Here is a 25,159-nt window from a genome sequence, read left to right as displayed (position 1 = left end):
ATTTGTGAGCATGCGAAAATCAAACAAATCGGAGCGACTGGCGTATGCCTGCCGACTTCGGAACCATCCCGAGAGGATTGCATCAATTGCCCGCGCTTGCGCCGCGCGGTCGGCCCCGTCTGGAGAGGGGTCTCTGAAAGGAGAGCTACGTGCCGAACGATTCCACCCTGCTTGGTGAGGGCATTGTCACCAATGCCCGTGTTTTCGCCAATCTTGGCCGGTCCCAACTGGTCGAACATGCGCTCGCCAATGGCGAGGGCAAGCTGGCCGCCGATGGGCCGCTGGTCGTCGACACCGGCCGTTTCACCGGTCGCAGCGTGAAGGACAAGTTCGTCGTCAAGGACGAGATGACTGCCGACACGATCAACTGGGGCAAGATCAACCAGCCGATGTCGCCCGAACATTTCGCCAATCTGAAGGCGGATTTCCTCGACGCGCTGAAGGGGCAGGAAAAGCTGTATGTGGCCGATCTGTTCGGCGGTTCGCAGGCCGAATATCGCGTTAACGTGCGCGTCATCAACCAGATGGCGTGGCACAATCTGTTCATCCGCACGCTGCTCGTCCGCCCGACCCAGGAAGAGCTGGACAGCTTCGAGCCGGAATACACCATCATCAACCTGCCCAGCTTCAAGGCCGATCCGGCCCGCCACGGCAGCGTGTCCGACACGATGATCGCCGTCAGCTTCACCGAAAAGCTGATCCTGATCGCCAATACCGAATATTCGGGCGAGATGAAGAAGGGCGTGTTCGGCCTTCTCAACTATCTGCTGCCCGAACAGGGCGTGATGCCGATGCACTGTTCCGCCAATGTCGGCGCAGACGGCAAGACCGCGATCTTCTTTGGCCTTTCGGGCACCGGCAAGACGACGCTGTCGGCCGATGCCAGCCGCACGCTGATCGGCGATGACGAACATGGCTGGTCGGATTCGGCGGTCTTCAATTTCGAAGGCGGCTGCTATGCGAAGATGATCGACCTGTCGGAAGAGGGCGAGCCCGAGATCTACGCCACGACGAAGATGTTCGGCACGATCCTTGAAAACGTGGCGATGGACGAAGAAACGCGCACCATCGATTTCACCGACACGTCGAAGACGGAAAACACCCGCGGCGCCTATCCGATCGAGTTCATTCCGAACACGTCGGAAAAGAACCTTGGCCCCGTCCCGTCGAACGTAATCATGCTGACCGCCGATGCCTTTGGCGTGCTGCCTCCGATCGCGCGCCTCACGCCCGATCAGGCGATGTATTACTTCCTGTCGGGTTATACAGCCAAGGTCGCAGGCACCGAAATCGGCGTGACCGAACCGCAGGCGACGTTCAGCACCTGTTTCGGCGCGCCTTTCATGCCGCGTCACCCCAGCGTTTACGGCAATTTGCTGAAAGAGCGTATCGCACAGGGCGGCGCGCAGTGCTGGCTGGTCAACACCGGCTGGACCGGCGGGCAGTACGGCACCGGCCATCGTATGCCGATCAAGGTGACCCGCGCACTGCTGAATGCCGCGCTCGACGGTTCGCTGAACGATGTGGAATTCCGTAAGGACCCCAATTTCGGTTTCGAGGTTCCGGTCGCGGTTCCCGGTGTGGATGATACCATCCTCGACCCGCGTGCGACCTGGGCCGACAAGGACGATTTCGACGCGACCGCACATAAGCTGGTGCAGCTGTTCGTCGATAATTTCGCCCAGTTCGAAAGCCATGTCGACGAAGGCGTGCGCAAGGCGGCGCCGACGGCGGCCTAGTAACGACGCTTGCTGGAATGCGAAACGCCCCGGGCCATTTCGGTTCGGGGCGTTTTCTTTTGCGCGAGACAGGTGCCGATTGTCTTCAACCGGTCATTGTTAGTGGCCACCCCTGCGAAAATGTCTAGTATTCACGCGCGGCAGTGAACGCCGCCGCCTGAATCCACCGTTGCGAGGAGTAAAGGACATGGCCGTTTTCGATCAGCTTTTGGGCCAGCTTTCGAGCGAGACCCCCGATGTCGCCAATCTTGCCACCAAGCTGGGCATTCAGCCCGCCATGGCCGAAAAGGCGATCGCCGCGCTGGGGCAAGCGCATCAGGCACCCGGCGATACGGTCGAACTTGCATCGGTCCGCACCGGCATGGATACTTCGATCCTGTCGACCATTGTCCAGCAGATCGGGGGCGAGGGATCGCTGACCCATTTCGCGCAAATGCTGCAGGATAATCCGCAGGCGGCGGGCATTCTGGACATGCTGGACCGCGACGGCGACGGCAATCCGCTGAACGATATCATGGGCATGGCGCAGGGTTTCTTCGGCAAGAAATAGGCGCCATCGATGTCCGGGCAGGGCGCAATGCCCGCCCGGACCTCTGTTTTCGCGGATCAGTCGGTAAGCGAGGCGGGCACCTTGCCGCCGTTCTTGGCCAGTTCCCGCATGACCTGCTTGTGCAGCCAGATATTGTCCTCGGCCGATCCTTCGTAATCGGTCCGCCCCAGTTCGACCGCCAGCTCCTTGCGATTGGCATAGCTGGGATCGATGTCGAGCAGCTTCATCAGATCGACGATCGAGGTGCGCCAGTTGAGCGTCTTGCCCTCGGCCATGCCTGCCAGCTTTGCCTCTACGTCCACTTCGGCCATTGGCGCGGGTTTGGCAGGGGCAGCGGGCGCGGCAGCCGGTTTCGGCGCGGCAGCGGGAGCGGCGGCTTTCGGCTTTTCTTCCTTCTTGCCGAAGATCGAATCGCGCATCTTGCTGAAAATACCCATCTTGAACTCCTTGTCGTCCGTCCAAGCCCGCTGTGTTGGTAGCAAGCCAATGCTACAAACACAGCACTATTTCGCCTTGTTCCGCAGGCCACCGCCGGTCTATGCGCAGCCGCATGGCCGATCTTGCCCTTTCCCTGATGGTTCTGTGCGCCGTGGTGATGAGCGTCGCGGCGTTTTTCGCGTTCCGGCGCGGCGATAAGAAACAGGGCGGGCTGATGCTGGTGCTTGCCGTGGTGCTGGCGCTCAATGTGGCGATCTGGACGATACCGGGCCCGGATGAGGCTTCCCTGTCGCAGGCGGGTGCCGCCGCCGATTAATGTTCGGCGCGCTGGCCGCCGCCAATTCGCTGACCACCCTTGAACAGGGCAGTGGCGCGGCCCTGCACGGGCTGCTTGTCGAAAGGCGTATTGCCTGCCTGCGCTTCCATGCGGTTCGAATCGACGATCCACGGGCGATCGGGATCGATTACCGCAATATCGGCTTCCAGCCCCGCCTCCAGCCTGCCGGCCTCTACCCCCAAAATGCGGGCGGGATTGACGCATAGCAATTCGCACATGCGCGCCATGTCGATCACATCGTCGCGCACAAGGCTGAGCGTAAGCGGCAGCAGCGTTTCCGCGCCCGCCATGCCGGGGGCGGCATCGGCAAAGGGAAGGCGCTTGTCTTCCGGTCCGCGCGGATCGTGGCCCGATGCGATGGTGTCGATCGTGCCATCGGCCAGCGCGGCGCGCACGGCATGGCGGTCGGCCTCGCTCCGCAGCGGGGGCGACAGGCGCGTAAAGGTCAGAAAACCCGCCGTCGCCAGATCGGACAGCATGAAATAGGCAGGGGTCACCCCGCAGGTCAGCCGCAGGCCGCGGGCCTTGGCCGAACGCACAAGATCAAGCCCTGCCGCCGTGGTGACCTGCCGGATATGCAGATGCGCGCCCGCGATTTCGGCCAGCGCGATGTCGCGCATGATCGCCAGCGCCTCCGCCTCTGCCGGTGCGCTGGGCAGGCCGAGGCGGGTTGCCATCTCGCCCGCGGTCGCCACGGCGTCGCCGGTCAGCCCCGCATCTTCGGCATGGGCGATGACGGGCAGGCCCAGCATCGCGGCATATTGCATCATGCGCAGCATCATGCCCGAATCGGCCAGCCATTTCCGGCCCGACGATACGGCGCGCGCGCCTGCATCCTGCATCAGCCCCAGTTCGGGCAATTCCTGTCCGGCAAGGCCCCGCGTGGCGGCGGCGATGGGGTGGACCCAGAAATCGGGCTTGCCATAGCTGGCCGCGAAACGGACCCGCGCCGGATAGTCGAGCGGCGGGTTCTGATCGGGCATCAGCGCGGCGCGGGTGATGCCGCCAAAGTGAAAGGCAGGCTTGTCGATCTCGAACACGCCAAGGTCGATGATGCCGGGCATGACGATCCGCCCCGATGCGTCGAAGCTGCGGTCGCCGGCTTGCGCCGCGGTGTCGCCCACCGCGACGATGCGGTCGCCTTCGCAGCGGATCGATCCGGCGACGGGTGCGCCGCTGCCGGTCAGCAATTGTCCACCGGTAATGGTCAGGGGTTCGCGCGGGATCATGCCCATTCTCCCCGCGTGAGCGGTCCCCATCCCGCGATTCCGCGCGCGCGCCGGGTCAGCACGTCGAGGCAGGCCATCCGCAAGGCCACGCCCATTTCAACCTGTCGCGTGATCGCCGACCGTTCCAGCATGTCCGCGACCGAGGAATCGATTTCGACACCGCGGTTCATCGGGCCCGGGTGCATGACCAGAGCGTGCGGTGCCGCGCGCTTCAGCCGTTCGGGCGTCAGGCCGAACAAATGGCGATATTCGCGGGCAGAGGGAATGAACGGCCCCGCCATGCGCTCCATCTGAAGGCGCAGCATCATCACCACGTCCACACCGTCGATGGCGGCATTGAAATCGGTATAGGGTTTGACGCGCATCTGCTCGACCGCGGCAGGCATCAGCGCGGGGGGCGCGCAGACGCGCACTTCGGCGCCCAAAGCAGTCAGCAGCAGGATATTCGACCGTGCCACGCGGCTGTGCATGATATCGCCGCAGATCACGATTTTCAGCTTGGCGAACTCGTCGCCCAGCGGACAGGCATCGCTGCGCAACCAGAACCGCATGGTCAGCGCGTCCAGCAACGCCTGTGTCGGGTGCTCGTGCTGCCCGTCGCCCGCATTCAACACGGGGCAGTCCACCTTGTCCGCGATCAGCTGCACCGCGCCCGACGAGGAATGGCGGATCACGATGGCATCTGCGCGCATCGCGTTCAGCGTGGTCGCCGTATCGATCAGCGTCTCGCCCTTTTTCACGCTGGACTGCGCGGCATGCATATTGACGACATCCGCGCCCAGCCGCTTGCCCGCGATTTCGAACGACAGCAGCGTGCGGGTCGAATTTTCGAAGAAAGCGTTGATGATGGTCAGCCCTGCCAGAGCGTCGGCATGCTTGGCAGGCTGGCGGTTGAGCGCGACCCATTGCTCGGCCTCGTCCAGCAGGTAGTGGATTTCCCATGGAGCCAATGGCGCAATGCCGATCAGATCCTTGTGCCGGAACGCATCGCCACCGGCGGGATAGCGGGTGGAGGAAGGAGAGGGCGCGTCGTTCATTCTGAAATCGGGCGTCTAATCACCCTTGGGCCATCGGGCAAGGGCGATGGGACGATGCCGACCACAAAATCACCGGTTACAAAATGAAAGGCGTTTCGCATTTGCGACATCGGCCCCGCCATCCTAACTTGCCGGAAATGCCAAGGCGTGCATGCGTCTTTCGTGAAGGGAAAATGAAAATGGCGTTCGCGCGCAAGGTCTGGAAACTGCTGGTGGCGATCAAGGACGGTCTGGTCCTGTTGTTCATGCTGCTGTTCTTTGGCCTGCTCTATGCGGCACTCAGCTTTCGGCCCCTCGATGGCGCGCATGTGCAGGAAGGGGCCTTGCTGGTCGCGCTGGACGGCGTGGTGGTGGAAGAGCCGGAGGCAATCGATCCGTTCTCGATGCTGCTGTCGACCGGCACACCCATCCGCGAGCATCGCGCGCGCGACGTGATACGCGCCATCGAAGGGGCCGCGACGGACGACCGGATCAAGGCCGTCGTGCTTGACCTCGATTATTTTCTGGGTGGCGGTCAGGTGCATATGACCGAAATCGGCAAGGCGATCGACAAGGTTCGCGCCGCGAAAAAGCCGGTGCTGGCACATGCCTATGCCTATACGGGCGACGGGATGCAGCTGGCCGCCCACGCCAGCGAGGTTTGGGTCGATCCCTTGGGCGGCGCGCTTGTCGCGGGACCCGGCGGGACCTTTCTGTTTTATGGCGACATTGCCGACCGGCTGAAGGTCAATGTCCATGTCTATCGCACGGGCGAGTACAAGAGCGCTGTCGAACCCTATACGCTCAGCCGGTTTTCCGATGCCGCGCGCCGCGATATCGAAGGGACCTATGGCGCGCTGTGGGAAAACTGGGTGGACGAGGTCGCCAAGGCCCGCCCCAAGGCGAAGGCGCGCGAAGTGGCGCTCGATCCGGTAAGTTCGATACAGGCGGCGGGCGGCGACGGAGCCAGGGCCGCCCTGGCGGCGGGGATGGTCGACAAGATCGGCTCTTACGAGGATTTTTCCGCGCGCGTTGGCGAACTGGTCGGCGAGGATCCCGAAATGCCCGAAGACGCGCATAGCTTCGCGCATACATTCTATACCGATTGGGTTAAGGCGGTCGCACCGTCCCAAAGCGGCAAAGCCATCGGCGTCATCACCGTCGCGGGCGAAATCGTGGATGGCGAGGCCGGCCCCGGCACTGCAGGCGGCGACCGGATCGCTGCACTGCTTGACGATGCGCTGGAGGATGATCTCGCCGCGCTGGTGGTGCGCGTCGATTCGCCGGGCGGTTCGGTGACGGCATCGGAACGCATCCGGCAGGCGATCCTGCGCCACAAGGAAAAGGGCATTCCCGTCGTTGTTTCCATGGCGAATGTGGCGGCCAGCGGCGGCTATTACGTGTCGACGCCTGCCGATGCGATTTTTGCCGACCCGTCGACCATCACCGGCTCAATCGGCGTATTCCTTGCCGTGCCCAGCGCCGAAAACGCGCTGCCCGAATGGGGCGTGACCCCCGATTCGATCCGGACAACGCCTTTGTCAGGGCAGCCCGACCTGTTCGGCGGATTCTCGCCCCAGATGGATGCGGTGCTGCAATCTCAGGTCGAGCACAGCTATGACATGTTCCTCGGGCTGGTGTCCGACAGCCGCAAGATAACCAAGGCGAAATTGCGCAGCGACATTGCCGAGGGGCGCACATGGGCTGGCGGACCCGCGCGACAGGTGGGGCTGGTCGACCGTTTCGGCAATCTGGACGATGCGCTGGTATTTGCCGCGGAAAAGGCGGGGCTGAAAGAAGGCGACTGGCACGCGGATTTTATTCAGGACGAGCCTGACCCGTTCACCGCCTTTGTCCAGTCGATGACCGAACCGGCGGAATCGAGCGGCGATGGCGATATGCTGGCGGTGATGATGGCGCGGCGCGATATGGCGGCGGGCCGTGCGGCGGGCGATCTGCTGGCATTGCTGGAAAGCCCGCGCATGCAGGCGCGCTGCATGGCTTGTCCCGCGCCTTTTGCGGCTCCCGATGCAAGGCGTGGCGAATCGCTATTGCAGGCGATCGTTTCGCGGACGGGGCTCTAACGGTCAGTCCGCAGGCGGCGGCGTTTCGGGCAGTCCCGGATCGGGATTGTCGTAATCGGGCGCGGGCGGTTCGATCTCGTCCGGTCGTGCGGGGTCGATTTCCGGCGCTTCCAGCGGGGCGGGTGTGGCCGGTGTTTCGGGCGGGGCCGCGGGCTCGATCCTGTCGGGCGCGGGTATGTTCGGGTTCGTTGCCATATCGCTGAAACGCTTGGGGGGTATGAACGATCCGCAATCTATCAACGGTGCGAAACGCGCAATTCCGCCAACGCGCTTGCTCTTTTGCCGCCCGTCCGATAGAGGCCCGCGAGCCTGAGAATCCTGTCCGCTGGGCGGCACGGGGCAATGCGGGCGTGGCGGAACTGGTAGACGCGCCAGATTTAGGTTCTGGTATCGCAAGATGTGGGGGTTCGATTCCCTTCGCCCGCACCAGGCTCGCTGCGCAATGGACGCGGCCCTTTGTCGTCTGTGCGACCCACACAGAACGCAATACAGCGACGCCTGAAAGAGACATCATGCAGATTTCCGAAACCAAGAATGACGGGCTTGCCCGCGCTTACACCGTCAAGATCCCCGCCGGCGAGATTGCCGACAAGGTCACTGCCGAGATCAAGAAGATCGCCCCGCAGGTCCGCATGCCCGGCTTCCGCCCCGGCAAGGTCCCCGCCAATCTGGTCAAGAAGATGCATGGCGAGGCGATCCACGCCGACGTGCTGAACAAGACCGTGCGCGAAAGCGTCGACAAGGTGATGGCCGAAAACAAGCTGCGTCCCGCGATGCAGCCCGCCGTGACGCTTGGCGAGGGCTATGAAGAAGGCAAGGACGCCGAAGTCGCGATCGAGCTGGAAGTGCTGCCCGCGATCGAAACGCCGAATACCGATGGTCTGAAGCTGGAACGCCTGATCGTTCCCGTCAGCGACGAAGCCGTGGACGAGGCGGTGGCCAAGTTCGCAGAAGGTCAGAAGAGCTTTGTCGATGCGAAGAAAACGCACAAGGCCGGTGAAGGCGACCAGCTGATCATCGATTTCGTCGGCAAGCTGGACGGCGAGGAATTCGAAGGCGGCAAGGCCGAGGACGCTCCGCTGGAAATCGGCGCGGGCCGCTTCATCCCCGGTTTCGAGGAACAGCTGACCGGTGCGAAGACCGGCGAGGAAAAGACCATTACGGTCACTTTCCCCAAAGATTATCCCGCCGCGCATCTGGCAGGCAAGGAAGCGACCTTCGACATCACCGTGAAGGCGGTGAAGGTTCCGGGCGAAACCAAAATCGACGACGAGTTCGCCAAGACGCTCGGCCTCGAAGGTCTCGACAAGCTTAAGGAACTGCTCAAGGCGCAGCTGGAGCAGGAAACCGCCGGCCTGACCCGCACGCAGATGAAGCGGCAGCTGCTTGACGCGCTGGCCGCCGGCCATGATTTCCCCGTCCCCGGCCAGATGGTCGATGCCGAGTTCGAGCAGATCTGGCAGCAGCTTCAGCACGAAGCGAGCCACGAGGAAGACCCCGAAGCCGCGATGAAGGAAATCGAGGCGGAGAAGGACGATTACCGCAAGATCGCCGAACGCCGCGTGCGTCTGGGCCTCCTGCTTTCGGAAATCGGCCAGGCCAATGGCGTGGAAGTGACCGGTCAGGAAATGCAGATGCTGGTGCAGCAGGCTGCGCAGCAATATCGCCCCGAAGACCGTCAGCGCTTCATGGAATATGTCCAGTCCGAACCGATGGCAGCCGCCCAGCTTCGTGCGCCATTGTATGAGGACAAGGTCGTCGACTTCCTGTTCGACAAGGCGGCAGTGACCGAACGCGAAGTGACGCGCGAAGAACTGCAGGCCGCGATCGAGGCCGAGGAAGGCGACGCAGAAGCTAAGCCTGCGGCAAAGAAGGCTCCGGCGAAGAAGGCTCCTGCCAAGAAGCCTGCGGCCAAGAAGGCCGACGATGCGGCCGAAGGCGCAGCCAAGCCTGCTGCGAAGAAGGCTCCGGCGAAGAAGGCCCCTGCCAAGAAGGCTGACGACGCAGCCGAAGGCGAAGCTGAGGCGAAGCCCACCGCGAAGAAGGCCCCCGCCCGCAAGGCTCCGGCCAAGAAGGCTGCTGCCGAAGGTGAAGCGAAGCCCGCTGCGAAGAAGGCTCCTGCCAAGAAGCCTGCCGCTAAGAAGGCGGCAGCCAAGGACACTGCCGAGTAATCGAAACCGGCAAGACCCGAAGAGGAAAGGGCCGCAGGCGAAAGCCTTGCGGCCCTTTTCGTTGGTTCGGCGAACTTCAATGAGGTCGCGAATCGCTGGCGGCTACCCGGCCCCCTATGCGTACGCGCTGGCATCAGCCGCTTGGCGAGATCTGTCGCAAGCCGGTCTCCTGCGTATCGCTTTCGTCACGTTCGTGTCGCTTGTTCACCATCGTGTCGCAAAATGTCGCGGACGGCCTGCCGACGGTTGCAAGTGGCAGCCAATCCAATTCAAGCCTGATGCTTCGCCGCATTGACCGGCAACGCAAAATGGATTGAATTATGAGCGAACATCACCATGCAGGCCTGCAGGCCGATCTGAAAGAGATCGAGCGGATCAGGCTTGGCAGACGCCGCGCGCTTGGCCTGATCGGCGTCGGTGGCGGCGCGTTGGTGCTGGCAGGCTGCGGCGGTTCGGAAACATCGGCCAGCGGCGATAGCAGTGTCACCATCAGTGGCGACGGATCGACTTCTACCGGCACCGGCTCGACTGGCACGGGAAGTGGCTCTTCAACCGGATCGACATCCTCCTCGGGCAGCTGCACCGCTTTTGCCACGGAAACCAATGGCCCTTATCCCGCCGACGGCACTAATCGTTCGCGCGGCCTCAGCTCCAACGTACTGAGCGAAAGCGGCGTCGTGCGCAGCGACATCCGGTCCAGCTTTCTGGGCAGTTCCACGACGACGGTTGAGGGCGTGGAGCTTGCCATTACGCTGAAGCTTGTCGATGTGAATGACAGCTGCGCCACACTGGAAGGCTATGCCGTCTATATCTGGCATTGCGATGTCGAAGGCGAATATTCGCTTTACGACCAGCCCAATGAAAGCTGGCTACGCGGTGCCCAGGTGGCTGACGAGAACGGCGAGGTGACCTTCACCACCATCTGGCCCGGTTGCTATAATGGCCGTTTCCCGCACATTCACTTCGAGGTCTATTCCTCGATCGATAATGCCACCAGCGGTCGTTACGCCCTGCTCGTCTCGCAGATCGCGATGCCCGATGCGGTGAACGACGTGGTCTATGCCAGCGATGGATATAAGAGCAGCCTGTCGAATTATGCCGGGGAATCGATCAGCGGCGACAATGTGTTTGGCGACAATTCCAGCGACCAGATAGAGGCCATGACGGCAACTGCGTCAGGTTCGGTATCGGCCGGTTACATGGCTGAAGTGACGGTCGGCCTCGCCACCTGAGGAAGCCACAATTTTCTCACACTTAGGCAACGATGCCGTCCTTGCAAATGCCCTTGGCGGTCAAGGGTGACGCCCGGCGGACCAGTCCCCCGCCGGGCGTTTTGCGTGATTTGGTGGTCGGGCAGACTGTCCCGTTCCGCATCGGGCAGTGGAGGGCGCGGTAAACGGGGTTGAACAAGCGACGGGCAATCGCGACATAGGCGTTCCAGATTGCACAGAGGATTTCATGAATCAGATCGGGAACATGCGGATCGACCCCGAAACCGGCGCGCTCGTGCCCGTGGTCGTCGAACAGACCAGCCGCGGCGAACGCAGCTTCGACATTTTCTCGCGCCTTTTGCGCGAACGCATCGTCTTCGTTACCGGACAGGTCGAAGACCATATGGCATCGCTGATCGTGGCGCAGCTGCTCTTCCTTGAATCGGAAGACAGCACCAAGGATATCTCGATGTATATCAACTCGCCGGGCGGCGTCGTAACGGCGGGCATGGCGATCCATGACACGATGCAATATATCAAGCCGCGCGTATCGACCGTGTGTATTGGTCAGGCGGCGTCCATGGGCAGCTTCTTGCTGGCCGCGGGTGAACCTGGCATGCGCATCGCGCTTCCCAGCGCGCGCGTCATGGTGCACCAGCCCTCGGGCGGCGCGCAGGGCATGGCATCGGATATCGAGATTCAGGCCCGCGAAATCCTGCGCATCCGTCGCCGGATGAACGAGCTTTACGTGAAATACACCGGTAAGCCGCTCGAAGAGATCGAGCGTGCGATGGATCGCGACACCTTCCTCGAGGCAGAGGAAGCCAAGGAATTCGGCATCGTCGACAAGGTATTCGTGTCGCGCGCCGACGCGGCGGGCGGCGAAGCCTGATATCGCTTAACAGGTGGCCGGCGGGCGCAGCATGCCTGCCGGCCTCCCATTGCTTTCGGGCCTGTGCAGCGTTGTCGCGTTCCGGCCCGAAAGGGGCAGGCGATGCCCGCCCGGCTTAGCATTTTCGCTATGCGCATTGACTCTTTAATCGGATATACAGGGCGTTGCATTTATGCACTGTATGGCCGGGTGTGTTGTGCGCCTGCGGTTGATTCTCTGTGACAGCCGCGTAAGTTTGAGTTTGGCCCGAATCTGCGGGCGTTTTACGAGACTTTTATGACCAAAGTTAGCGGATCGGACAGCAAGAGCACTTTGTACTGCAGCTTCTGCGGGAAGTCGCAGCACGAGGTGCGCAAGCTGATCGCCGGACCCACCGTTTTCATCTGCGACGAATGTGTCGAGCTTTGCAACGACATCATCCGCGAGGAAACGAAGGCGGGCATCGCGGGCAAGAAAGATGCAGGCGTTCCCCCTCCGATCGAGATTTTCGAGACACTGAACGACTATGTGATCGGTCAGGACCGGGCGAAGCGCGTGCTTTCCGTCGCGGTGCACAACCATTACAAGCGCCTGCGCCATTCGGGGAAGTCGAGCGACGTCGAACTGGCAAAGTCGAACATCCTGCTGGTCGGTCCGACCGGTTCGGGCAAGACGCTGCTGGCCCAGACGCTGGCGCGTACTTTCGACGTGCCCTTTACCATGGCCGATGCCACGACTCTGACCGAAGCCGGCTATGTTGGTGAGGATGTCGAGAACATCATCCTCAAGCTGCTTCAGTCGTCCGACTATAATGTCGAGAAGGCGCAGCACGGCATCGTCTATATCGACGAGATCGACAAGATCACGCGCAAGGCCGAAAACCCCTCGATCACGCGCGACGTATCGGGCGAGGGCGTGCAGCAGGCGTTGCTGAAGCTGATGGAAGGCACCACAGCCAGCGTTCCGCCGCAGGGTGGGCGCAAGCATCCGCAGCAGGAATTCCTGCAGGTCGATACGACGAACATCCTGTTCATCTGTGGCGGCGCCTTCGCGGGTCTGGAAAAACTGATTTCCGACCGTCTGCAAAAGCGTTCGATCGGCTTCGGCGCGCATGTCGCCGATCCCGAAAAGCGCAAGGTGGGCGAACTGCTGTCGAAGGCAGAGCCGGAAGACCTTCTGAAATTCGGGTTGATCCCCGAATTCGTGGGCCGTCTACCGGTGATCGCCACGCTGGAAGACCTTGATGTCGAGGCGCTGGTCAAGATCCTGAAAGAGCCCAAGAACGCGCTGGTCAAGCAGTACCAGAAGCTGTTCGAGCTTGAGGATGTGCAACTGACCTTCACCGACGATGCGTTGGAAGCGATTGCCGCAAAGGCGATCCAGCGTAAGACCGGTGCACGCGGCCTGCGTTCGATCGTCGAGGCGATTCTGCTCGACACCATGTTCGATCTGCCCACGCTGGAAGGCGTTTCCGAAGTGGTGGTCGACAAGGACGTAGTCGATGGCCGGAAAGAGCCTGTGCAGGTTCTGAAGGGCAAGGAAGCCGCTGCCTAAATCGCGTAGGCGCGCATTGGCGGACAAGAATTGGCGCGGCCCGACCATTCGACCGGTCGTGGCCGCGCTTTTCTTGGGGCGATCCCGATTCTGGCCCCCTGCACGCGTGCGATCATGCGCCGGCTAGACCCCGTGCGGCGCGAAAAGCACCGGTTGATGAACGATCCGTCGATCGATCTTTTTCAGCCCTTTCCGACCACGGGGGAAGACCGTTATCCGCTGCTGTTCGCCGAACTGGCCCGCAAGCTGGACGGCATGGAAAGGCCGCGCATTCTCTCTTACGGTTGCGCTTCGGGTGAGGAAGTACGCAGCCTGCGTCGCCATCTGCCGCATGCCGAGATCGTGGGATTGGATCCGAACAGGCTGGCAATCGCCAAGGCGCGCGAGCAGGACGGGCATTCGCTGTCGTCTTATCGCATCGCCGATGCGCCTGATCCGGACGAGACATTCGACGCCATTCTGGCAATGGCCGTATTTCGCCACGGATCGCTGGAGGATGACGCGCCCGCGACCTGCACCGCGATCATGCCCTTTGCACGGTTTGCGGCGGGCGTTGCGCGTTTGGACAGGGTGCTGGCGCCAGGCGGATGGCTGGCGATCTGGCACAGCCATTTCCGTTTTGCCGATTGTGCGGTTGCTGCCGCCTATGAAGCCGATCGCTTCACCATGGCGGACCATGACCCGATGACTGTGATGTACGGCCCCGACAATCGCCGCATCGACACTATCAGCGAGAGAGCGGTGCTCTATCGCAAGCGTCAGACGATGTGATCGCTGGCCAACCGGCAACCGGCATGCCCCGTTTCGACCTGCAAGGTAACATGGCCGATGCCATGATCATGCTCCAGCCTGTGGGCCAGCGCGTCGAGCACTTCGTCGCCCGGATGGCCGCCCGGCATGACGAGATGGGCCGTTAAAGCATTTTCCGTCGTGCTCATCGGCCAGACGTGCAGATCGTGGACGGCGACAACGCCCGCTTCGCTTTCCAGCACGCCGCGCACCTGGGCCATGTCGATCCCGTCGGGGACGCCGAGCAGGCCCATCTTCACCGAATCCTTCAAAAGCCCCCATGTGCCGACCGCGATGATCGCCACGATGACCAGACCCGCCACCGGATCGATCCAGTTCAGCCCCGTCAGCGCGATCAGCAGCCCTGCGATCACCACGCCTGCCGAAACAGCCGCATCGGCGGCCATATGCAGATAGGCACCGCGTATGTTCAGATCGTCGTCCTTGCCGCGCATGAACAGCAGGGCGGTCACCGTATTGATGACGATCCCGATGCCCGCCACGATCATGACCGCGCCCGGTTCGACCGGAGCGGGATCGAACAGCCGCCGCACGGTCTCTATCGCGATAGCCCCCAGCGCGACCAGCAGCAGCGCTGCATTGGCCATGGCGGCAAGGATCGAGCTGGATTTGAGCCCATAGGTAAAGCGTTCCGAAGGCGGCCGTCGCGCCGCTGCGCTGGCGCCCCATGCGATCAGCAGCGAGAGAACATCGGACAGATTGTGCCCCGCATCGGCCACCAGCGCCATCGACCCGAACCAGAAACCGGCCCCCGCTTCCAGAGCGACGAACACGGTATTCAGTGCAATGCCGATCGCAAAGGCCCGGTCGAAACTGGCGGGAGCATGGCTGTGTGAATGGCCGTGGCCATGCCCGTGCGAATGTCCATGGTGATGATCGTGTGAATGATGATGCGCGAGACCCATGCCGACGATTCTTAGCGGCTTATGCGCAAGGCGAAAGTGGCTTGTGATAATCGTTGCAAAAATGCCGCAGTGCACAATGAACTGACCTTTCTGTCAGTCATCGGCATTTTATTGCGTGCTGCTGAAACGCCTTGAAGATCAAGGAAAACTGCGGTTTTGCGGGCTTATGACAAAAGTAAGTCGGCCAAACCGGTTTCTGTTGTCACTTGCTCGTCATAAATCTCCGCTTATGGCGCGGCGCAGCAAGGGCGCGAATTTCCAAGCGGCCTGCCGTTCGCAAAACCATTCAGGGACCAATTCAGCCATGAAGAAATTGCTTCTTCGCAGCACCGCGATCATCGCAGTGGCAGTGCCTGCCGCCGCGCACGCACAGTCGACCGGCTCGATCGACTTTGAAGACGAAATCGTCGTTACCGGCGCTCTGTCGACCGATGTCGGCGGTGTCGAGATTCCGGAAACGCCGCGCGCCAAGCAGGTGTTGACCGAGGAAGTTATCCGTCGTCAGCGCCCCGGCCAGACGGTCAACGACATCATCAACCTGGTTCCCGGCGTCAGCTTCCAGAACAACGACCCGTGGGGTTCGATGGGCGGCGGCTTCACGATCCGCGGCTTCGGCGCCGACCGCGTGTCGCAGACGCTTGACGGTCTGCCGCTGAACGATTCGGGCAACTATGCGCTTTACACCAACCAGCAGGTCGATTCCGAAATTCTGGAGCAGGTGAACGTCAACCTTGGTGTGACCGACATCGACAGCCCCACGGCTTCGGCTTCGGGCGGTACGGTCAACCTGCGTACCCGCGTTCCCAGCGACAGCTTCAAGGTCACCACGACCATGACGGTCGGCGATGTGCTGTCCAAGGGCAGCTATGACGACAGCCTGTATATGCGCGGCTTCGGGATGATCGATACCGGCGACATCACCGGCTTCGGCACCAAGGCGTTCATCTCGGCCAGCTACCAGACCTATGGCGTTCCCTATAACCCCTATGGCAAGGTCGATAAGACGCAGCTGAACGCGCGTATCTATCAGGACCTTGGCAGCAACGGCGATTTCGTATCGGTTGCCGGTCACTGGAACCAGAACCGCAACAATTTCGCGGGTTCGGAAAGCCTTAGCGATCTGATGGGCTACTATGACGGCACATTCTCAAAGCGCGATCGCTTCACCGTCTATGACAAGGAATCCGAAGCGGGCTATCCCTGCACCGTCGAGCCGGGCCTAATCTATCAGGGCGGTGGTCAGAACGGCGTTTCGGAACGCTATGACGACAGCAGCGAGTGCGGCGAACCCTTCTATCGCCGTTACAACCCGTCGGACACGGGCAACATCCGCGGTTCGTCGCGCTTCACGCTGATGGATAATCTGATCCTGACCGTGGACCCCAGCTATCAATACGTCAAAGCCAATGGCGGCGGCCCCGACGATCCGCGTGAAGCCTTTTTCACCATCGACGGCGTAAACTATACCGGCGCATTCAACGGCGGCTATTACTTCGGTCGCGACCTGAACGGCGACGGCGATCTGCTCGACCGTATTGCCGGTAACGATCCCAGCCAGACCCAGACCGACCGTTACGGCGTGCTGGCCAACCTGCTGTACGAGATCAACAACGACCACCGCGTCCGCCTGGCCTATACTTGGGACCGTGCACGTCACCGTCAGACCGGCCAGATCACCTATATGCTGCAGAACGGCGAGCCGAGCGACGTGTTCGCGATCGACAATCCGCTGCTGGATTTGAACGGCGTGGAAGTGAACAAGCGCGATCGCCTTTCCTATGCGATCCTGCATCAGGTTTCGGGTGAATATCGCGGCCGTTTCGGCGACCTGACGACCGTGCTGGGCCTGCGCGCGCCTTTCTTCAAGCGTGAGCTGAACCAGAACTGCTACACCACCTCGATCAGCGGCTTCGTCGATTGTCCGAACCCCGGTCAGGACATGACCGCCTATGAAGCAGCCAATCCCGATCACGCCCCGCCGCAGCAGCGCACCTATAAGTACGACAAGGTGCTGCCGAGCGTCGGCTTTACCTATGACGTAACCGGTGCGGCGTCGCTGTTCGCAAACTACTCCAAGGGCATTTCGGTGCCGGGCACCGATCCGCTGTATGACTCGCTGTACCTGTCGGACGAAGACTTTGCCCGTCCGGTTCCGGAAACCACCGACAGCTTCGACGCTGGCGTGCGTTTCCAGCAGGGCGGCGTGACGGCACAGCTGGCCGGTTGGTATACCCGCTATAACGATCGTCTGGCTTCGGCCTTCGATCCGAATGCGAACGACGGCGAAGGTGCGACGGTCTATCGTAACCTGGGTCGCGTCGATAAGTGGGGTGTCGACGGTTCGGTGGCCTTTATGCCGACATCGAACACGCTGCTTTATGTTTTCGGTTCGTATAACGACTCCGAAATCAAGGAAGACGTGATCGCTGACGGCGGCGTTCTGGATACGGCCGGCAAGCGCGAATCGGGCGCTCCGAACTACTCGTTCGGTGCACGCGGTCAGGTTCGTTTTGGCGATCTGGAACTGGGTGTTCAGGCGAAGCGGACCGGCGAGCGCTGGATCGACGACGAGAACACCGAGAAGACGCCGGCCTATACGCTGGTCGACTTCGACGCCCGCTATAACATCGCCGAGTTCGCAACCGGTGGTAACATGGCGCTGCAGCTGAACGTCACCAACATCTTCGACGAGTACTACATCGGCTACTTCGGTGGTTCGCTGACGGGTGAAAGCTTTGCCCAGATCGGCGCACCGCGTGCGGGCAGCCTGTCGATCATCATCGGTTACTGATCGTTCAGATCATAACCGGGCAAAATCGGGCGCGGAGGGTTCTTCCTCCGCGCCCTTTTTCGTGCCTATTCGTAAACGCAGGCGTCCAGCCCTTCGTTCGCCACCACATTGATCCGAGATGCGATAGTATTGCCGTGATGACGCAGCCAGCCCGACGGGCTTACCACGGCGCGTTCCTTGGGCAGCGGCAGGGCAGCGGCCATGCGCGCGGCCTCGCTGCGGCTCAGCGTTTCGGCGGAATGCTTGAAATAGCGCTGCGATCCGGCCTCTGCGCCGTATGTGCCGATGCCGGTTTCCGCGATATTGAGATAGACTTCCATGATCCGGCGTTTGCCCCAGATATTCTCGATCAAAAGCGTGAACCAGGCTTCCAGACCTTTGCGGAAATAGCCGCCGCCCTGCCAAAGGAAGACATTCTTCGCGGTCTGCTGGCTGATGGTGGAGCCGCCACGGATACGTCCGCCCCCATTTGCCTTGACCTGCGCATTGCGTGCCATGGCACTGGCGATCGCCTCGGCATCGAAACCGTCGTGGGTGCAGAACTTGGAATCCTCTGCCGCGATCACGGCGCGGACCAGATTGCGGTCGATGTTCTCCAGCGGCTCCCAGTCCTTGGTGATGCCGTTCTGGTCCATGACCATGGTGGCGGTGACCGGCACGGGCACAAAACGGAACATCAGGGTAAGGAGGAGGCTGAGTACGACAAGAGCGAGTATCAGCTTGACGATAAAGAATGTGATGCGTCGGATCATGATGCTGCATCTAGCGCAGCTTTGGCCGGTGCAAAACGGTTCTGCGACTGCGGCCTTTTGCTCGCGCTTGGGGCAGGGGTTTGGTGGGATAGCGGGACCATCGCGGATGATTTCATCCGGGCGCGGTCAAAAGCAATTTTCTCGCCCATGCGCCTTAGCATGGATACTCTGGTCCGACTGCCAAGCGCGCCAGCCCAATCCCGTTGTCGAGCAGGATAGCCTGCCCGACAACGGGATGGCAGCGAAAATCTGCTGCCCAATGCTTGCAGTAAATACCCGCAGTAACGGTCGGGTTTGTTGCGATCAGGCCAGCGCAGGGCTCATGCGGTCTTCCAGAATGCGGTTCATCGCCTTCTGGATCTTCTCGAACGCGCGCACCTCGATCTGGCGGATGCGTTCGCGGCTGACATCATAGACCTGCGAAAGCTCTTCCAGCGTTTGCGGATCGTCGGTCAGGCGACGTTCGGTCAGAATGTGCTTTTCGCGGTCGTTCAGCACGTCCATTGCCTCGACCAGCATGTCGTGACGGACCTGTTTTTCTTCCGCGTCGGCGACCGTTTCGTCCTGCAGCGGACGATCGTCGGTCAGCCAGTCCTGCCACTGGCCCGATCCTTCCTCGTCCGCGCGCATGGAGACGTTGAGCGACGCATCGCCGCCCATCATCATGCGCCGGTTCATATTGATCACTTCCTGCTCGGGTACGCCGAGATCGGTTGCAATCTTTGCCACATCGTCGGGGTGAAGATCCGAATCCTCATAGGCTTCGAGGTTCTTCTTCATCCGGCGCAGATTGAAGAACAGCTTCTTCTGCGCAGCGGTCGTGCCCATCTTGACCAGCGACCAGGACCGCAGGATGAACTCTTGAATAGAGGCCTTGATCCACCACATCGCATAGGTAGCGAGGCGGAAGCCGCGATCGGGCTCGAACTTCTTCACGCCCTGCATCAGGCCGACATTGCCTTCGGAGATCAGGTCGGACACGGGCAGGCCATAGCCGCGATAGCCCATGGCGATTTTCGCCACGAGTCGCAGATGGCTGGTGACCAGCTGGGCCGCTGCCTCAGGATCTTCATGCTCGGCATAGCGCTTGGCGAGCATATATTCCTGCTCAGCCGTAAGCACCGGAAATTTCTTGATTTCCGACAGGTAGCGGTTGAGGCTTTGCTCGCCGCCAAGGGCCGGAACGGTTGGTTTTGTGTTCGTCACGTCTGCGAAACCTTTCCTTGCGTCGATCAGAGTCGCGGGACCCCAATCGGGCATCCCCAATCCTGACCACATTCCTTTTATAGGCGTATTTTCCCCGAATTTCCCGCCTAAATTCTCACTATGTACGAGCGAGTGTATCGATCAGTTCCGCCATATCGAGCGGAATCTCGCTGTAAAATTGTATCCGTTTGTCGCTTGCGGGATGGGTGAATCCCAGCATGGCCGCGTGAAGGGCCTGACGGTGAAAGGATAGCCGATTGAGAATCGGTCGAAATCGGGAATCGGAGCGCCCATAGACAGGGTCTCCTATTAGCGCATGACCGATTGACGACATGTGAACGCGGATCTGATGGGTGCGCCCCGTTTCCAGCGTGCATTCGACCAAAGTCGCACCCGCCAAGAGTTTCATCGTCCGGAAATGCGTAATTGCATGTTTTCCCCGCGTATCATTATCATCCAGCACCGCCATTTTCTTGCGGTCCTTGCTGCTGCGCCCGATTCGTCCCTCGATCGTGCCTGCAGCGGGAATGGGCTGACCCTTGACCACGGCGCGATAGGCGCGATCGATCGAATGGTCGGCAAATTGCCGCGCCAACCCCTCATGCGCCAGATCGGTTTTGGCGGCGACCAGCAAGCCCGATGTATCCTTGTCGATCCGGTGCACGATGCCGGGGCGGGCCACGCCGCCGATACCCGATAATTGCCCCGCGCAGTGATGCAGCAGCGCATTGACCAAAGTGCCGTCGGGATTGCCCGCCGCAGGGTGGACGACCATACCCGCGGGCTTGTCGACGATGATCAGATGCTCATCCTCGAACACCACGTTGAGCGGAATGTTTTGCGGCACCGCCTGTGCGGGCGCGGGGGCAGGAACGGCGATTGCAAAGGGGCTTTCGCTTGCGGCTTTGGCCGACCCCGATGTGACCGCCTTGCCGTTCAGCGTGATCGCGCCATCCGCAATCAGCGCCTTGATCCTTTCGCGCGACAATCCGCTGGCATGGCTGAGCGCCTTGTCCAGCCTTTCGCCCGGCGGGACCGTGCCTTCGATCCGTTCGGCATCATCGCTGTCCGCCAGATCGTCCTCGGCCATGGTGATTGGCTTGCCCCCCATGCTATGGAAGATGGGTGCTGGACCTTTCCGTGACAAGAACCGTCATCGACACGATGACCGCTGCCGCCGGCATGGCTGTGCCGGACGAGGCATGCGGATTGTTGCTGGGGCAGGGCGCCCATATCGATGCCTTTCGCCCGACCGCCAATGTCGCCACCGACCGCGCCCGCCATTTCGAGATCGATCCCGCCGCCCTGATCGCCGCGCACAAGGTCGAGAGGGACGGCGGCAAAAGGCTGATCGGCTTTTTCCATTCGCATCCCACCGGTCTGCCCGAACCGTCCGCCACCGATCGGGCGCAGGCGGCGCGTGACGGGCGGGTCTGGGCCATCGCGACGCCCGATGGCGCGATCGGCTGGTTCGTCAGCGACGTTGCGGGTTTTATGCCGTTAGTGCCGCAAATCCTGCCCTGACCGGCCCGAAAAGCCGCTATTCGCCGTGGAATGTGGGGCATGGCGCTTTCTTGCCCCCGACAATCGGGTTATGGCGGGGGCATAGCCAATAGGAAGCGCTGAACCTTTGTAATGTCTACGGATTCCATCCAGCTTGCCAGCCTGATCGCATCGCGCCTGTGTCACGACCTGTTGTCGCCTGTTGGCGGCATGGCGAATGGCATCGAATTGCTGGTCGATGAAACTGACCCGAAAATGCGCGAACAATGCATCGATCTGCTGGCGCAAGGTGCGCGGCGAACGGCGACCCGGCTCCGCTTTTTCCGGCTGGCGTTCGGCGCGGCGGGCGGCTTTGACGCGCAGCTTCCCGCGGCGGAGATCGAGGAACTGGTCCGCGCGCAAGCGGCCGAGGGGCGCGATATCGACGTGCAATGGGCCGTATCCGTGGCCGAATTGTCCAAGTCGGCGGCCAAGGTGCTTTTGAACTATGCGCTGATCGGCATCGATGCCCTGCCGCGCGGCGGAACGCTGGCCATCGCGGCGGAAGAGCGCGAGGGCAGCTATGAAATCGCCGTCCGGGCTGAGGGGATGCGGATCGCATTCGACAAGGATATCGGCCGCGCGCTGGAAGGCGGGATCGCAATGGATGATCTGTCGGCCCATACCGCCCCTGCCATGCTGGTCCGCCTGTTGGCGCAGGAATGCGGCGGCGGGGTGCAGCACGCGCTGACCCCGGCAGAAGGCGCGGGCGGGGCGCTGGTGCTGGGCGCCATTTTGCCCCGTGGCTGAAAAGGGCGCAAAACCGGGCGACGGGCTGCCGGTGGTCCGCGATTGCCCTTCGCCCAATTTCAACGTGCGCAAGCTGCCTGTCAGCATGGTGGTCATGCATTATACCGACATGCCTGATGTCGAAGAGGCGATCGCCCGCATGTGCGATCCCGAGGCGGAAGTCAGCGCCCATTACTGCATCACGCGCCAAGGCGAGCTGGTGCGGCTGGTGGATGAGGACAAGCGCGCGTGGCACGCGGGCAAATCGTACTGGCGCGGCAATACCGACGTGAATTCGGCCAGCATCGGGATCGAGATGGACAATCCCGGCCACACATGGGGCTATGAACCCTTTACCGATCCGCAGATGGAAACGCTGTGCATCCTGCTGGCCGATATCGTGAAGCGGCACGATATTCCGCGGGCGAATGTGGTGGGCCATTCCGATGTAGCCCCGCGGCGCAAGGTGGACCCCGGCGAAATGTTCGACTGGGCACGGCTGGCGAAACATCGGCTGGCGCTGCCGCGTCCCGGTATACGGCTGGGTGATCCGTTCGAAAATGACGGGGCGTTCTTTCTGGCGCTGGAACGGTTCGGCTATGACATTTCCGATGGCCATGCGGCGGTGCGCGCGTTCCAGCGGCGGTTTCGCCCCGAATGTATCGACGGCGAGGTCGATGGCGAGATTCGCGCCATGCTGTTCGCCTTGCTGCTCGACCGCGACCGCGGCGTCACGCGCTAGGCCGCGGCCCCGCTTAATTCACTTGTCAGCCATGCGTTTCGCGCTATCAAGCTAGCGCGTCGGGGGGCCGGGCAGCCGCGTCGAAGTTCGCTTCGTCGAGGAAAGTCCGGGCTCCACGAAACAAGGATGGCGGGTAACGCCCGCCCGGCGGGGATACGACGGTTCAGGCCGGAACGTCCGAAGCCGAGGGAAAGTGCCACAGAGAGCAATCCGCCGATGGCCGTAACCGGCACAGGCAAGGGTGAAAGGGTGCGGTAAGAGCGCACCGGGGGCGCGGCAACGCGGTCCGCATGGCAAACCCCATCCGGAGCAAGACCGAATAGGGGCGGCGCGCCCGGCCGCAAGGTCAGGGCAGGGGTGTTTCGCCCCGTGATCGCCCGGGTTGGTTGCTGGAGCCCTGCGGCAACGCAGGGCCGAGATGAATGGCTGCCCTTGCGGGGCTGGTGTTGAAAACCATACCGCTCGCATGACAGAACCCGGCTTACAGGCTCCCCGACGTATTTCTGAACGGCTCGGTTGATCGCCGCACTTCCCGTCTATTGCGAAGACAGGGCCGGTTCGCAACCGGGGCGTTCGGTGTCGGTACGGAGATGAAGAAAGGTGGGGGCGATTCTGTTGCTAGGCCCGCCCCCGGGCCCCCGGAATCCGCTTCTGTTGCCCGGTGGGTCCAACCGCGCTTTAGCTTTGTAAATTCGGGCCGTTAGGCCGTAAAATTACGCAGCGAGAGCGAGTGCTTCGTTGTCGTTGGCACTTGTAGGTTTTGAGCCTTTAACGGGTTACTCAGCCCGGGCGAAAACAGTGCCTTTCAACACACGTCGATCCTGGTTCGGCCCCCTGATACCAATTCCCCGACAACGGGTGTATTTGGTGGAGCCGCCGGGTACTGCCCCCGGGTCCGCTGTGCCTATTGCACACCGCAATTTATCGCCATAGCCGGTCGAAACCGGCACGCCCCATATAGCGATCCCGATCTTAATGTGAAGTGAGCGCGAAACAAATCGCGCTTGGCCGATACGCAGCTACTCGCCTTCGGGCGGTTCTTTGCGGTCAAGCGCCTTTGCGATCTTGTCGAGGCTGGTGCCGATTTGCACCAGCATGCCGAGGACGAAGAGCCCCCAGCCGATTACCAGCCAGCCGGGAAGCTCTTCCATCCTGCTATCTCCTGTATTGTGCGAAGCGTATCAGCCCTTGGCAGCCAGCTGGTCGCGAATTTCTTTGAGCACGTCGAGCGTGGGATCGGTGGTCACCGCTTCTTCCTCGCTCGTCGCCTCGGCTTCCTTTTTCTGCTTTTCGGCTTCTTCGATGATCTTGTTCGCGCCGCGCACCAGCAGGAACAGGGCAAAGGCGATCAGCAGGAAATTGATGATCTGGGTGATCAGGTCGCCATAGCCGATCATCGGCACGCCCGCTTCTTTCAGGGCGGCGAAATTGGCGGGATCGCCCTCATACCCCTCGGGGATGGAGCCGAGCAGGATAAAATGGTTCGACCAGTCCATCGTGCCGAAAATCCAGCCCAGCAGCGGCATGATGATATTTTCGGTCAGCGAGGTCGTGATCTTGCCGAAAGCCGCGCCGATGACGACGCCGACCGCCAGATCGAGCACATTGCCACGGGCGATGAATTTCTTGAATTCGGTGAGCATGCGACGCCGTTTCCCCTGTTGTCTGCAACGCGCCAAGAGTTAACGGCTGGGCGGCATATGGCAATAGGGCTGGGCGGACCGGTAAGAATCCCCTTTTAAATTCAGGGTTGCTCTGCCCTTGTTGAGCGCGCAGCGCACCCTATAGTATCTGTCGTGAGAGGGGGTGCGAATGGCCGTATTCCCGCAACTGTCTTTCGTCGACCGAGAGGGGAACCGACCGCCATGGCAATCACCAATCCGCTGCGCATCGTTCTTGCGGCTGCGCTGGCCAGCATGCTGGCCGCATGCGGCATCAATTCCGTGCCCACTGCCGAGGAAGAGGCCAAGGCGCGCTGGGCCGATGTGCAGAACGCTTATGACCGCCGGGCACAGGCGATCCCGAACCTTGCCGCCGTCGCCAAGGGCGCGGCCGAGCAGGAGCGCGGCATTCTGACTGACGTGATCGAGGCGCGCGCCAAGGCGACGAGCATTCAGGTTAGTGCCGACGATCTGGGCGATGCCGCCAAGATGGCCGAATATGCGCAGGCACAGGGCGCGCTGTCGCAGGGGCTGGGCCGTCTGCTTGCCAATTTCGAGGCCTATCCCGACCTGAAGAGCATCACCAATTACCAGATGCTGCAAAGCCAGGTCGAAGGCAGCGAGAACCGCATCAATGTCGCCGTGCGCGATTATAACGAGGCGGTGCGCGAATATAATACCACCATCCGCACATTCCCCGACATCATCGGCGCCAAGCTGGTGCATGGGGCGGAACCGATGGAGCCGTTCGAGGCGGTGACGCCCAATGCCGAACAGGCGCCCGATCTGGGTGAGATGCTCTGACCCCAGCAGGCGACATC

The 25,159-nt window shown here is 61.7% G+C and carries 24 protein-coding genes, 1 tRNA gene and 2 other RNA genes; 16 read left to right on the top strand and 11 right to left on the bottom strand.

Annotation, left to right across the window (positions count from 1 at the left end; genetic code table 11):
* The first annotated feature begins 149 nt into the window (after positions 1 to 149).
* Together LOZ77_RS10265 and LOZ77_RS10260 are read left to right on the top strand one after the other, a co-directional pair.
* Positions 150 to 1,739, top strand: a complete 1,590-nt coding sequence (locus LOZ77_RS10265) for a phosphoenolpyruvate carboxykinase (RefSeq protein WP_230279075.1) — start codon at positions 150 to 152, stop codon at positions 1,737 to 1,739.
* A gap of 187 nt (positions 1,740 to 1,926) precedes the next feature.
* Positions 1,927 to 2,289, top strand: a complete 363-nt coding sequence (locus tag LOZ77_RS10260) for a hypothetical protein (RefSeq protein ID WP_230279074.1) — start codon at positions 1,927 to 1,929, stop codon at positions 2,287 to 2,289.
* Positions 2,290 to 2,345: 56 nt separating this feature from the next.
* Here LOZ77_RS10260 and LOZ77_RS10255 read toward each other — a convergent pair whose 3' ends face one another.
* Entirely contained in the window at positions 2,346 to 2,726 is a 381-nt protein-coding gene (locus tag LOZ77_RS10255; protein WP_230279073.1) for a DUF3597 domain-containing protein, read from the bottom strand.
* Positions 2,727 to 2,839: 113 nt separating this feature from the next.
* Between LOZ77_RS10255 and LOZ77_RS10250 the strand changes: the two genes are divergently transcribed.
* Positions 2,840 to 3,043 (top strand): hypothetical protein, encoded by a 204-nt coding sequence (locus tag LOZ77_RS10250; protein WP_230279072.1) that lies wholly within the window; start codon positions 2,840 to 2,842, stop codon positions 3,041 to 3,043.
* Here the strand turns inward: LOZ77_RS10250 and LOZ77_RS10245 are convergent.
* Both LOZ77_RS10245 and LOZ77_RS10240 read right to left on the bottom strand, forming a co-directional pair.
* Positions 3,040 to 4,293, bottom strand: a complete 1,254-nt coding sequence (locus tag LOZ77_RS10245) for a dihydroorotase family protein (RefSeq protein ID WP_230279071.1) — start codon at positions 4,291 to 4,293, stop codon at positions 3,040 to 3,042. The two genes, LOZ77_RS10250 and LOZ77_RS10245, sit on opposite strands and share 4 nt — an antisense overlap.
* Positions 4,290 to 5,330, bottom strand: coding sequence for an aspartate carbamoyltransferase catalytic subunit (locus LOZ77_RS10240; protein ID WP_230279070.1), 1,041 nt, complete (start codon positions 5,328 to 5,330; stop codon positions 4,290 to 4,292). The genes LOZ77_RS10245 and LOZ77_RS10240 overlap by 4 nt, the downstream gene beginning before the upstream one ends.
* A gap of 173 nt (positions 5,331 to 5,503) precedes the next feature.
* On the opposite strand from LOZ77_RS10240, the gene sppA reads away from it, so the two are divergent.
* The gene (gene sppA / locus LOZ77_RS10235) at positions 5,504 to 7,393 is read left to right on the top strand and encodes a signal peptide peptidase SppA (protein ID WP_230279069.1); all 1,890 of its coding nucleotides are present in this window, start codon (positions 5,504 to 5,506) and stop codon (positions 7,391 to 7,393) included.
* Between the two features lie 3 nt (positions 7,394 to 7,396).
* On the opposite strand, the gene LOZ77_RS10230 is transcribed toward sppA, so the two are convergent.
* The gene (locus LOZ77_RS10230) at positions 7,397 to 7,588 is read right to left on the bottom strand and encodes a hypothetical protein (protein ID WP_230279068.1); all 192 of its coding nucleotides are present in this window, start codon (positions 7,586 to 7,588) and stop codon (positions 7,397 to 7,399) included.
* A 149-nt stretch (positions 7,589 to 7,737) separates the two neighbouring features.
* Here LOZ77_RS10230 and LOZ77_RS10225 point away from each other — a divergent pair.
* The 6 genes from LOZ77_RS10225 (at position 7,738) to LOZ77_RS10200 (ending at position 13,971) form a co-directional block, all read left to right on the top strand.
* Positions 7,738 to 7,822, top strand: a tRNA-Leu gene (locus tag LOZ77_RS10225).
* An 83-nt stretch (positions 7,823 to 7,905) separates the two neighbouring features.
* Positions 7,906 to 9,564 carry a trigger factor gene (tig, locus tag LOZ77_RS10220; protein WP_230279067.1) on the top strand — a complete coding sequence of 553 codons (1,659 nt, stop codon included), beginning with the start codon at positions 7,906 to 7,908 and terminating at the stop codon, positions 9,562 to 9,564.
* Positions 9,565 to 9,884: 320 nt separating this feature from the next.
* Complete coding sequence (locus LOZ77_RS10215) at positions 9,885 to 10,796, top strand: intradiol ring-cleavage dioxygenase (RefSeq protein WP_230279066.1); 912 nt, start codon at positions 9,885 to 9,887, stop codon at positions 10,794 to 10,796.
* 226 nt (positions 10,797 to 11,022) lie between these two features.
* Positions 11,023 to 11,667 carry an ATP-dependent Clp endopeptidase proteolytic subunit ClpP gene (clpP, locus tag LOZ77_RS10210; RefSeq protein ID WP_230279065.1) on the top strand — a complete coding sequence of 215 codons (645 nt, stop codon included), beginning with the start codon at positions 11,023 to 11,025 and terminating at the stop codon, positions 11,665 to 11,667.
* 276 nt (positions 11,668 to 11,943) lie between these two features.
* The gene (gene clpX / locus LOZ77_RS10205; RefSeq protein ID WP_230279064.1) at positions 11,944 to 13,200 is read left to right on the top strand and encodes an ATP-dependent Clp protease ATP-binding subunit ClpX; all 1,257 of its coding nucleotides are present in this window, start codon (positions 11,944 to 11,946) and stop codon (positions 13,198 to 13,200) included.
* Between the two features lie 30 nt (positions 13,201 to 13,230).
* Positions 13,231 to 13,971 carry a trans-aconitate 2-methyltransferase gene (locus LOZ77_RS10200; RefSeq protein WP_230279063.1) on the top strand — a complete coding sequence of 247 codons (741 nt, stop codon included), beginning with the start codon at positions 13,231 to 13,233 and terminating at the stop codon, positions 13,969 to 13,971.
* Here LOZ77_RS10200 and LOZ77_RS10195 read toward each other — a convergent pair.
* A complete protein-coding gene (locus LOZ77_RS10195) occupies positions 13,959 to 14,915 on the bottom strand; it encodes a cation diffusion facilitator family transporter (RefSeq protein WP_230279062.1) in 957 nt (318 codons plus the stop codon). The two genes, LOZ77_RS10200 and LOZ77_RS10195, sit on opposite strands and share 13 nt — an antisense overlap.
* Positions 14,916 to 15,219: 304 nt before the next feature.
* Between LOZ77_RS10195 and LOZ77_RS10190 the strand changes: the two genes are divergently transcribed.
* Positions 15,220 to 17,706: a TonB-dependent receptor gene (locus LOZ77_RS10190; protein ID WP_230279061.1), complete on the top strand. Its 2,487-nt coding sequence runs from the start codon at positions 15,220 to 15,222 to the stop codon at positions 17,704 to 17,706.
* A gap of 65 nt (positions 17,707 to 17,771) precedes the next feature.
* Here LOZ77_RS10190 and mtgA read toward each other — a convergent pair whose 3' ends face one another.
* From mtgA to LOZ77_RS10175, 3 genes are all read right to left on the bottom strand, one after another.
* Entirely contained in the window at positions 17,772 to 18,458 is a 687-nt protein-coding gene (mtgA, locus tag LOZ77_RS10185; protein ID WP_230279060.1) for a monofunctional biosynthetic peptidoglycan transglycosylase, read from the bottom strand.
* Positions 18,459 to 18,761: 303 nt separating this feature from the next.
* Positions 18,762 to 19,664 carry an RNA polymerase sigma factor RpoH gene (rpoH, locus tag LOZ77_RS10180; protein ID WP_230292700.1) on the bottom strand — a complete coding sequence of 301 codons (903 nt, stop codon included), beginning with the start codon at positions 19,662 to 19,664 and terminating at the stop codon, positions 18,762 to 18,764.
* Between the two features lie 118 nt (positions 19,665 to 19,782).
* The gene (locus tag LOZ77_RS10175; RefSeq protein WP_370638081.1) at positions 19,783 to 20,754 is read right to left on the bottom strand and encodes an RluA family pseudouridine synthase; all 972 of its coding nucleotides are present in this window, start codon (positions 20,752 to 20,754) and stop codon (positions 19,783 to 19,785) included.
* Positions 20,755 to 20,804: 50 nt separating this feature from the next.
* Here LOZ77_RS10175 and LOZ77_RS10170 point away from each other — a divergent pair, with 50 nt between their 5' ends.
* The 4 genes from LOZ77_RS10170 to rnpB all read left to right on the top strand — a co-directional run bounded on the left by LOZ77_RS10170 (position 20,805) and on the right by rnpB (position 23,177).
* Positions 20,805 to 21,188 carry a M67 family metallopeptidase gene (locus tag LOZ77_RS10170; RefSeq protein WP_230279057.1) on the top strand — a complete coding sequence of 128 codons (384 nt, stop codon included), beginning with the start codon at positions 20,805 to 20,807 and terminating at the stop codon, positions 21,186 to 21,188.
* Between the two features lie 111 nt (positions 21,189 to 21,299).
* Positions 21,300 to 21,956 carry a histidine phosphotransferase family protein gene (locus LOZ77_RS10165; protein WP_230279056.1) on the top strand — a complete coding sequence of 219 codons (657 nt, stop codon included), beginning with the start codon at positions 21,300 to 21,302 and terminating at the stop codon, positions 21,954 to 21,956.
* An 85-nt stretch (positions 21,957 to 22,041) separates the two neighbouring features.
* Entirely contained in the window at positions 22,042 to 22,677 is a 636-nt protein-coding gene (locus LOZ77_RS10160; protein WP_230281842.1) for an N-acetylmuramoyl-L-alanine amidase, read from the top strand.
* Between the two features lie 59 nt (positions 22,678 to 22,736).
* Positions 22,737 to 23,177, top strand: an RNA gene (rnpB, locus tag LOZ77_RS10155) — RNase P RNA component class A.
* A 139-nt stretch (positions 23,178 to 23,316) separates the two neighbouring features.
* Here the strand turns inward: rnpB and ssrA are convergent.
* From ssrA to mscL, 3 genes are all read right to left on the bottom strand, one after another.
* Positions 23,317 to 23,663, bottom strand: a transfer-messenger RNA (tmRNA) gene (gene ssrA / locus LOZ77_RS10150).
* A 33-nt stretch (positions 23,664 to 23,696) separates the two neighbouring features.
* A complete protein-coding gene (locus tag LOZ77_RS17845; RefSeq protein WP_255671120.1) occupies positions 23,697 to 23,828 on the bottom strand; it encodes a hypothetical protein in 132 nt (43 codons plus the stop codon).
* A gap of 30 nt (positions 23,829 to 23,858) precedes the next feature.
* Positions 23,859 to 24,320 carry a large conductance mechanosensitive channel protein MscL gene (gene mscL, locus LOZ77_RS10145; RefSeq protein ID WP_230279055.1) on the bottom strand — a complete coding sequence of 154 codons (462 nt, stop codon included), beginning with the start codon at positions 24,318 to 24,320 and terminating at the stop codon, positions 23,859 to 23,861.
* Positions 24,321 to 24,542: 222 nt separating this feature from the next.
* On the opposite strand from mscL, the gene LOZ77_RS10140 reads away from it, so the two are divergent.
* Positions 24,543 to 25,142, top strand: a complete 600-nt coding sequence (locus LOZ77_RS10140; RefSeq protein WP_230279054.1) for a LemA family protein — start codon at positions 24,543 to 24,545, stop codon at positions 25,140 to 25,142.
* Positions 25,143 to 25,159 lie beyond the last annotated feature (17 nt).

Origin of the sequence: Croceicoccus sp. Ery15, from assembly GCF_020985305.1 — a bacterium.
Classification (GTDB): Bacteria; Pseudomonadota; Alphaproteobacteria; order Sphingomonadales; family Sphingomonadaceae; genus Croceicoccus.
The sequence above is the reverse complement of the archived record's forward strand: the minus strand, read 5'-3'. Positions and strand labels throughout refer to the sequence as shown.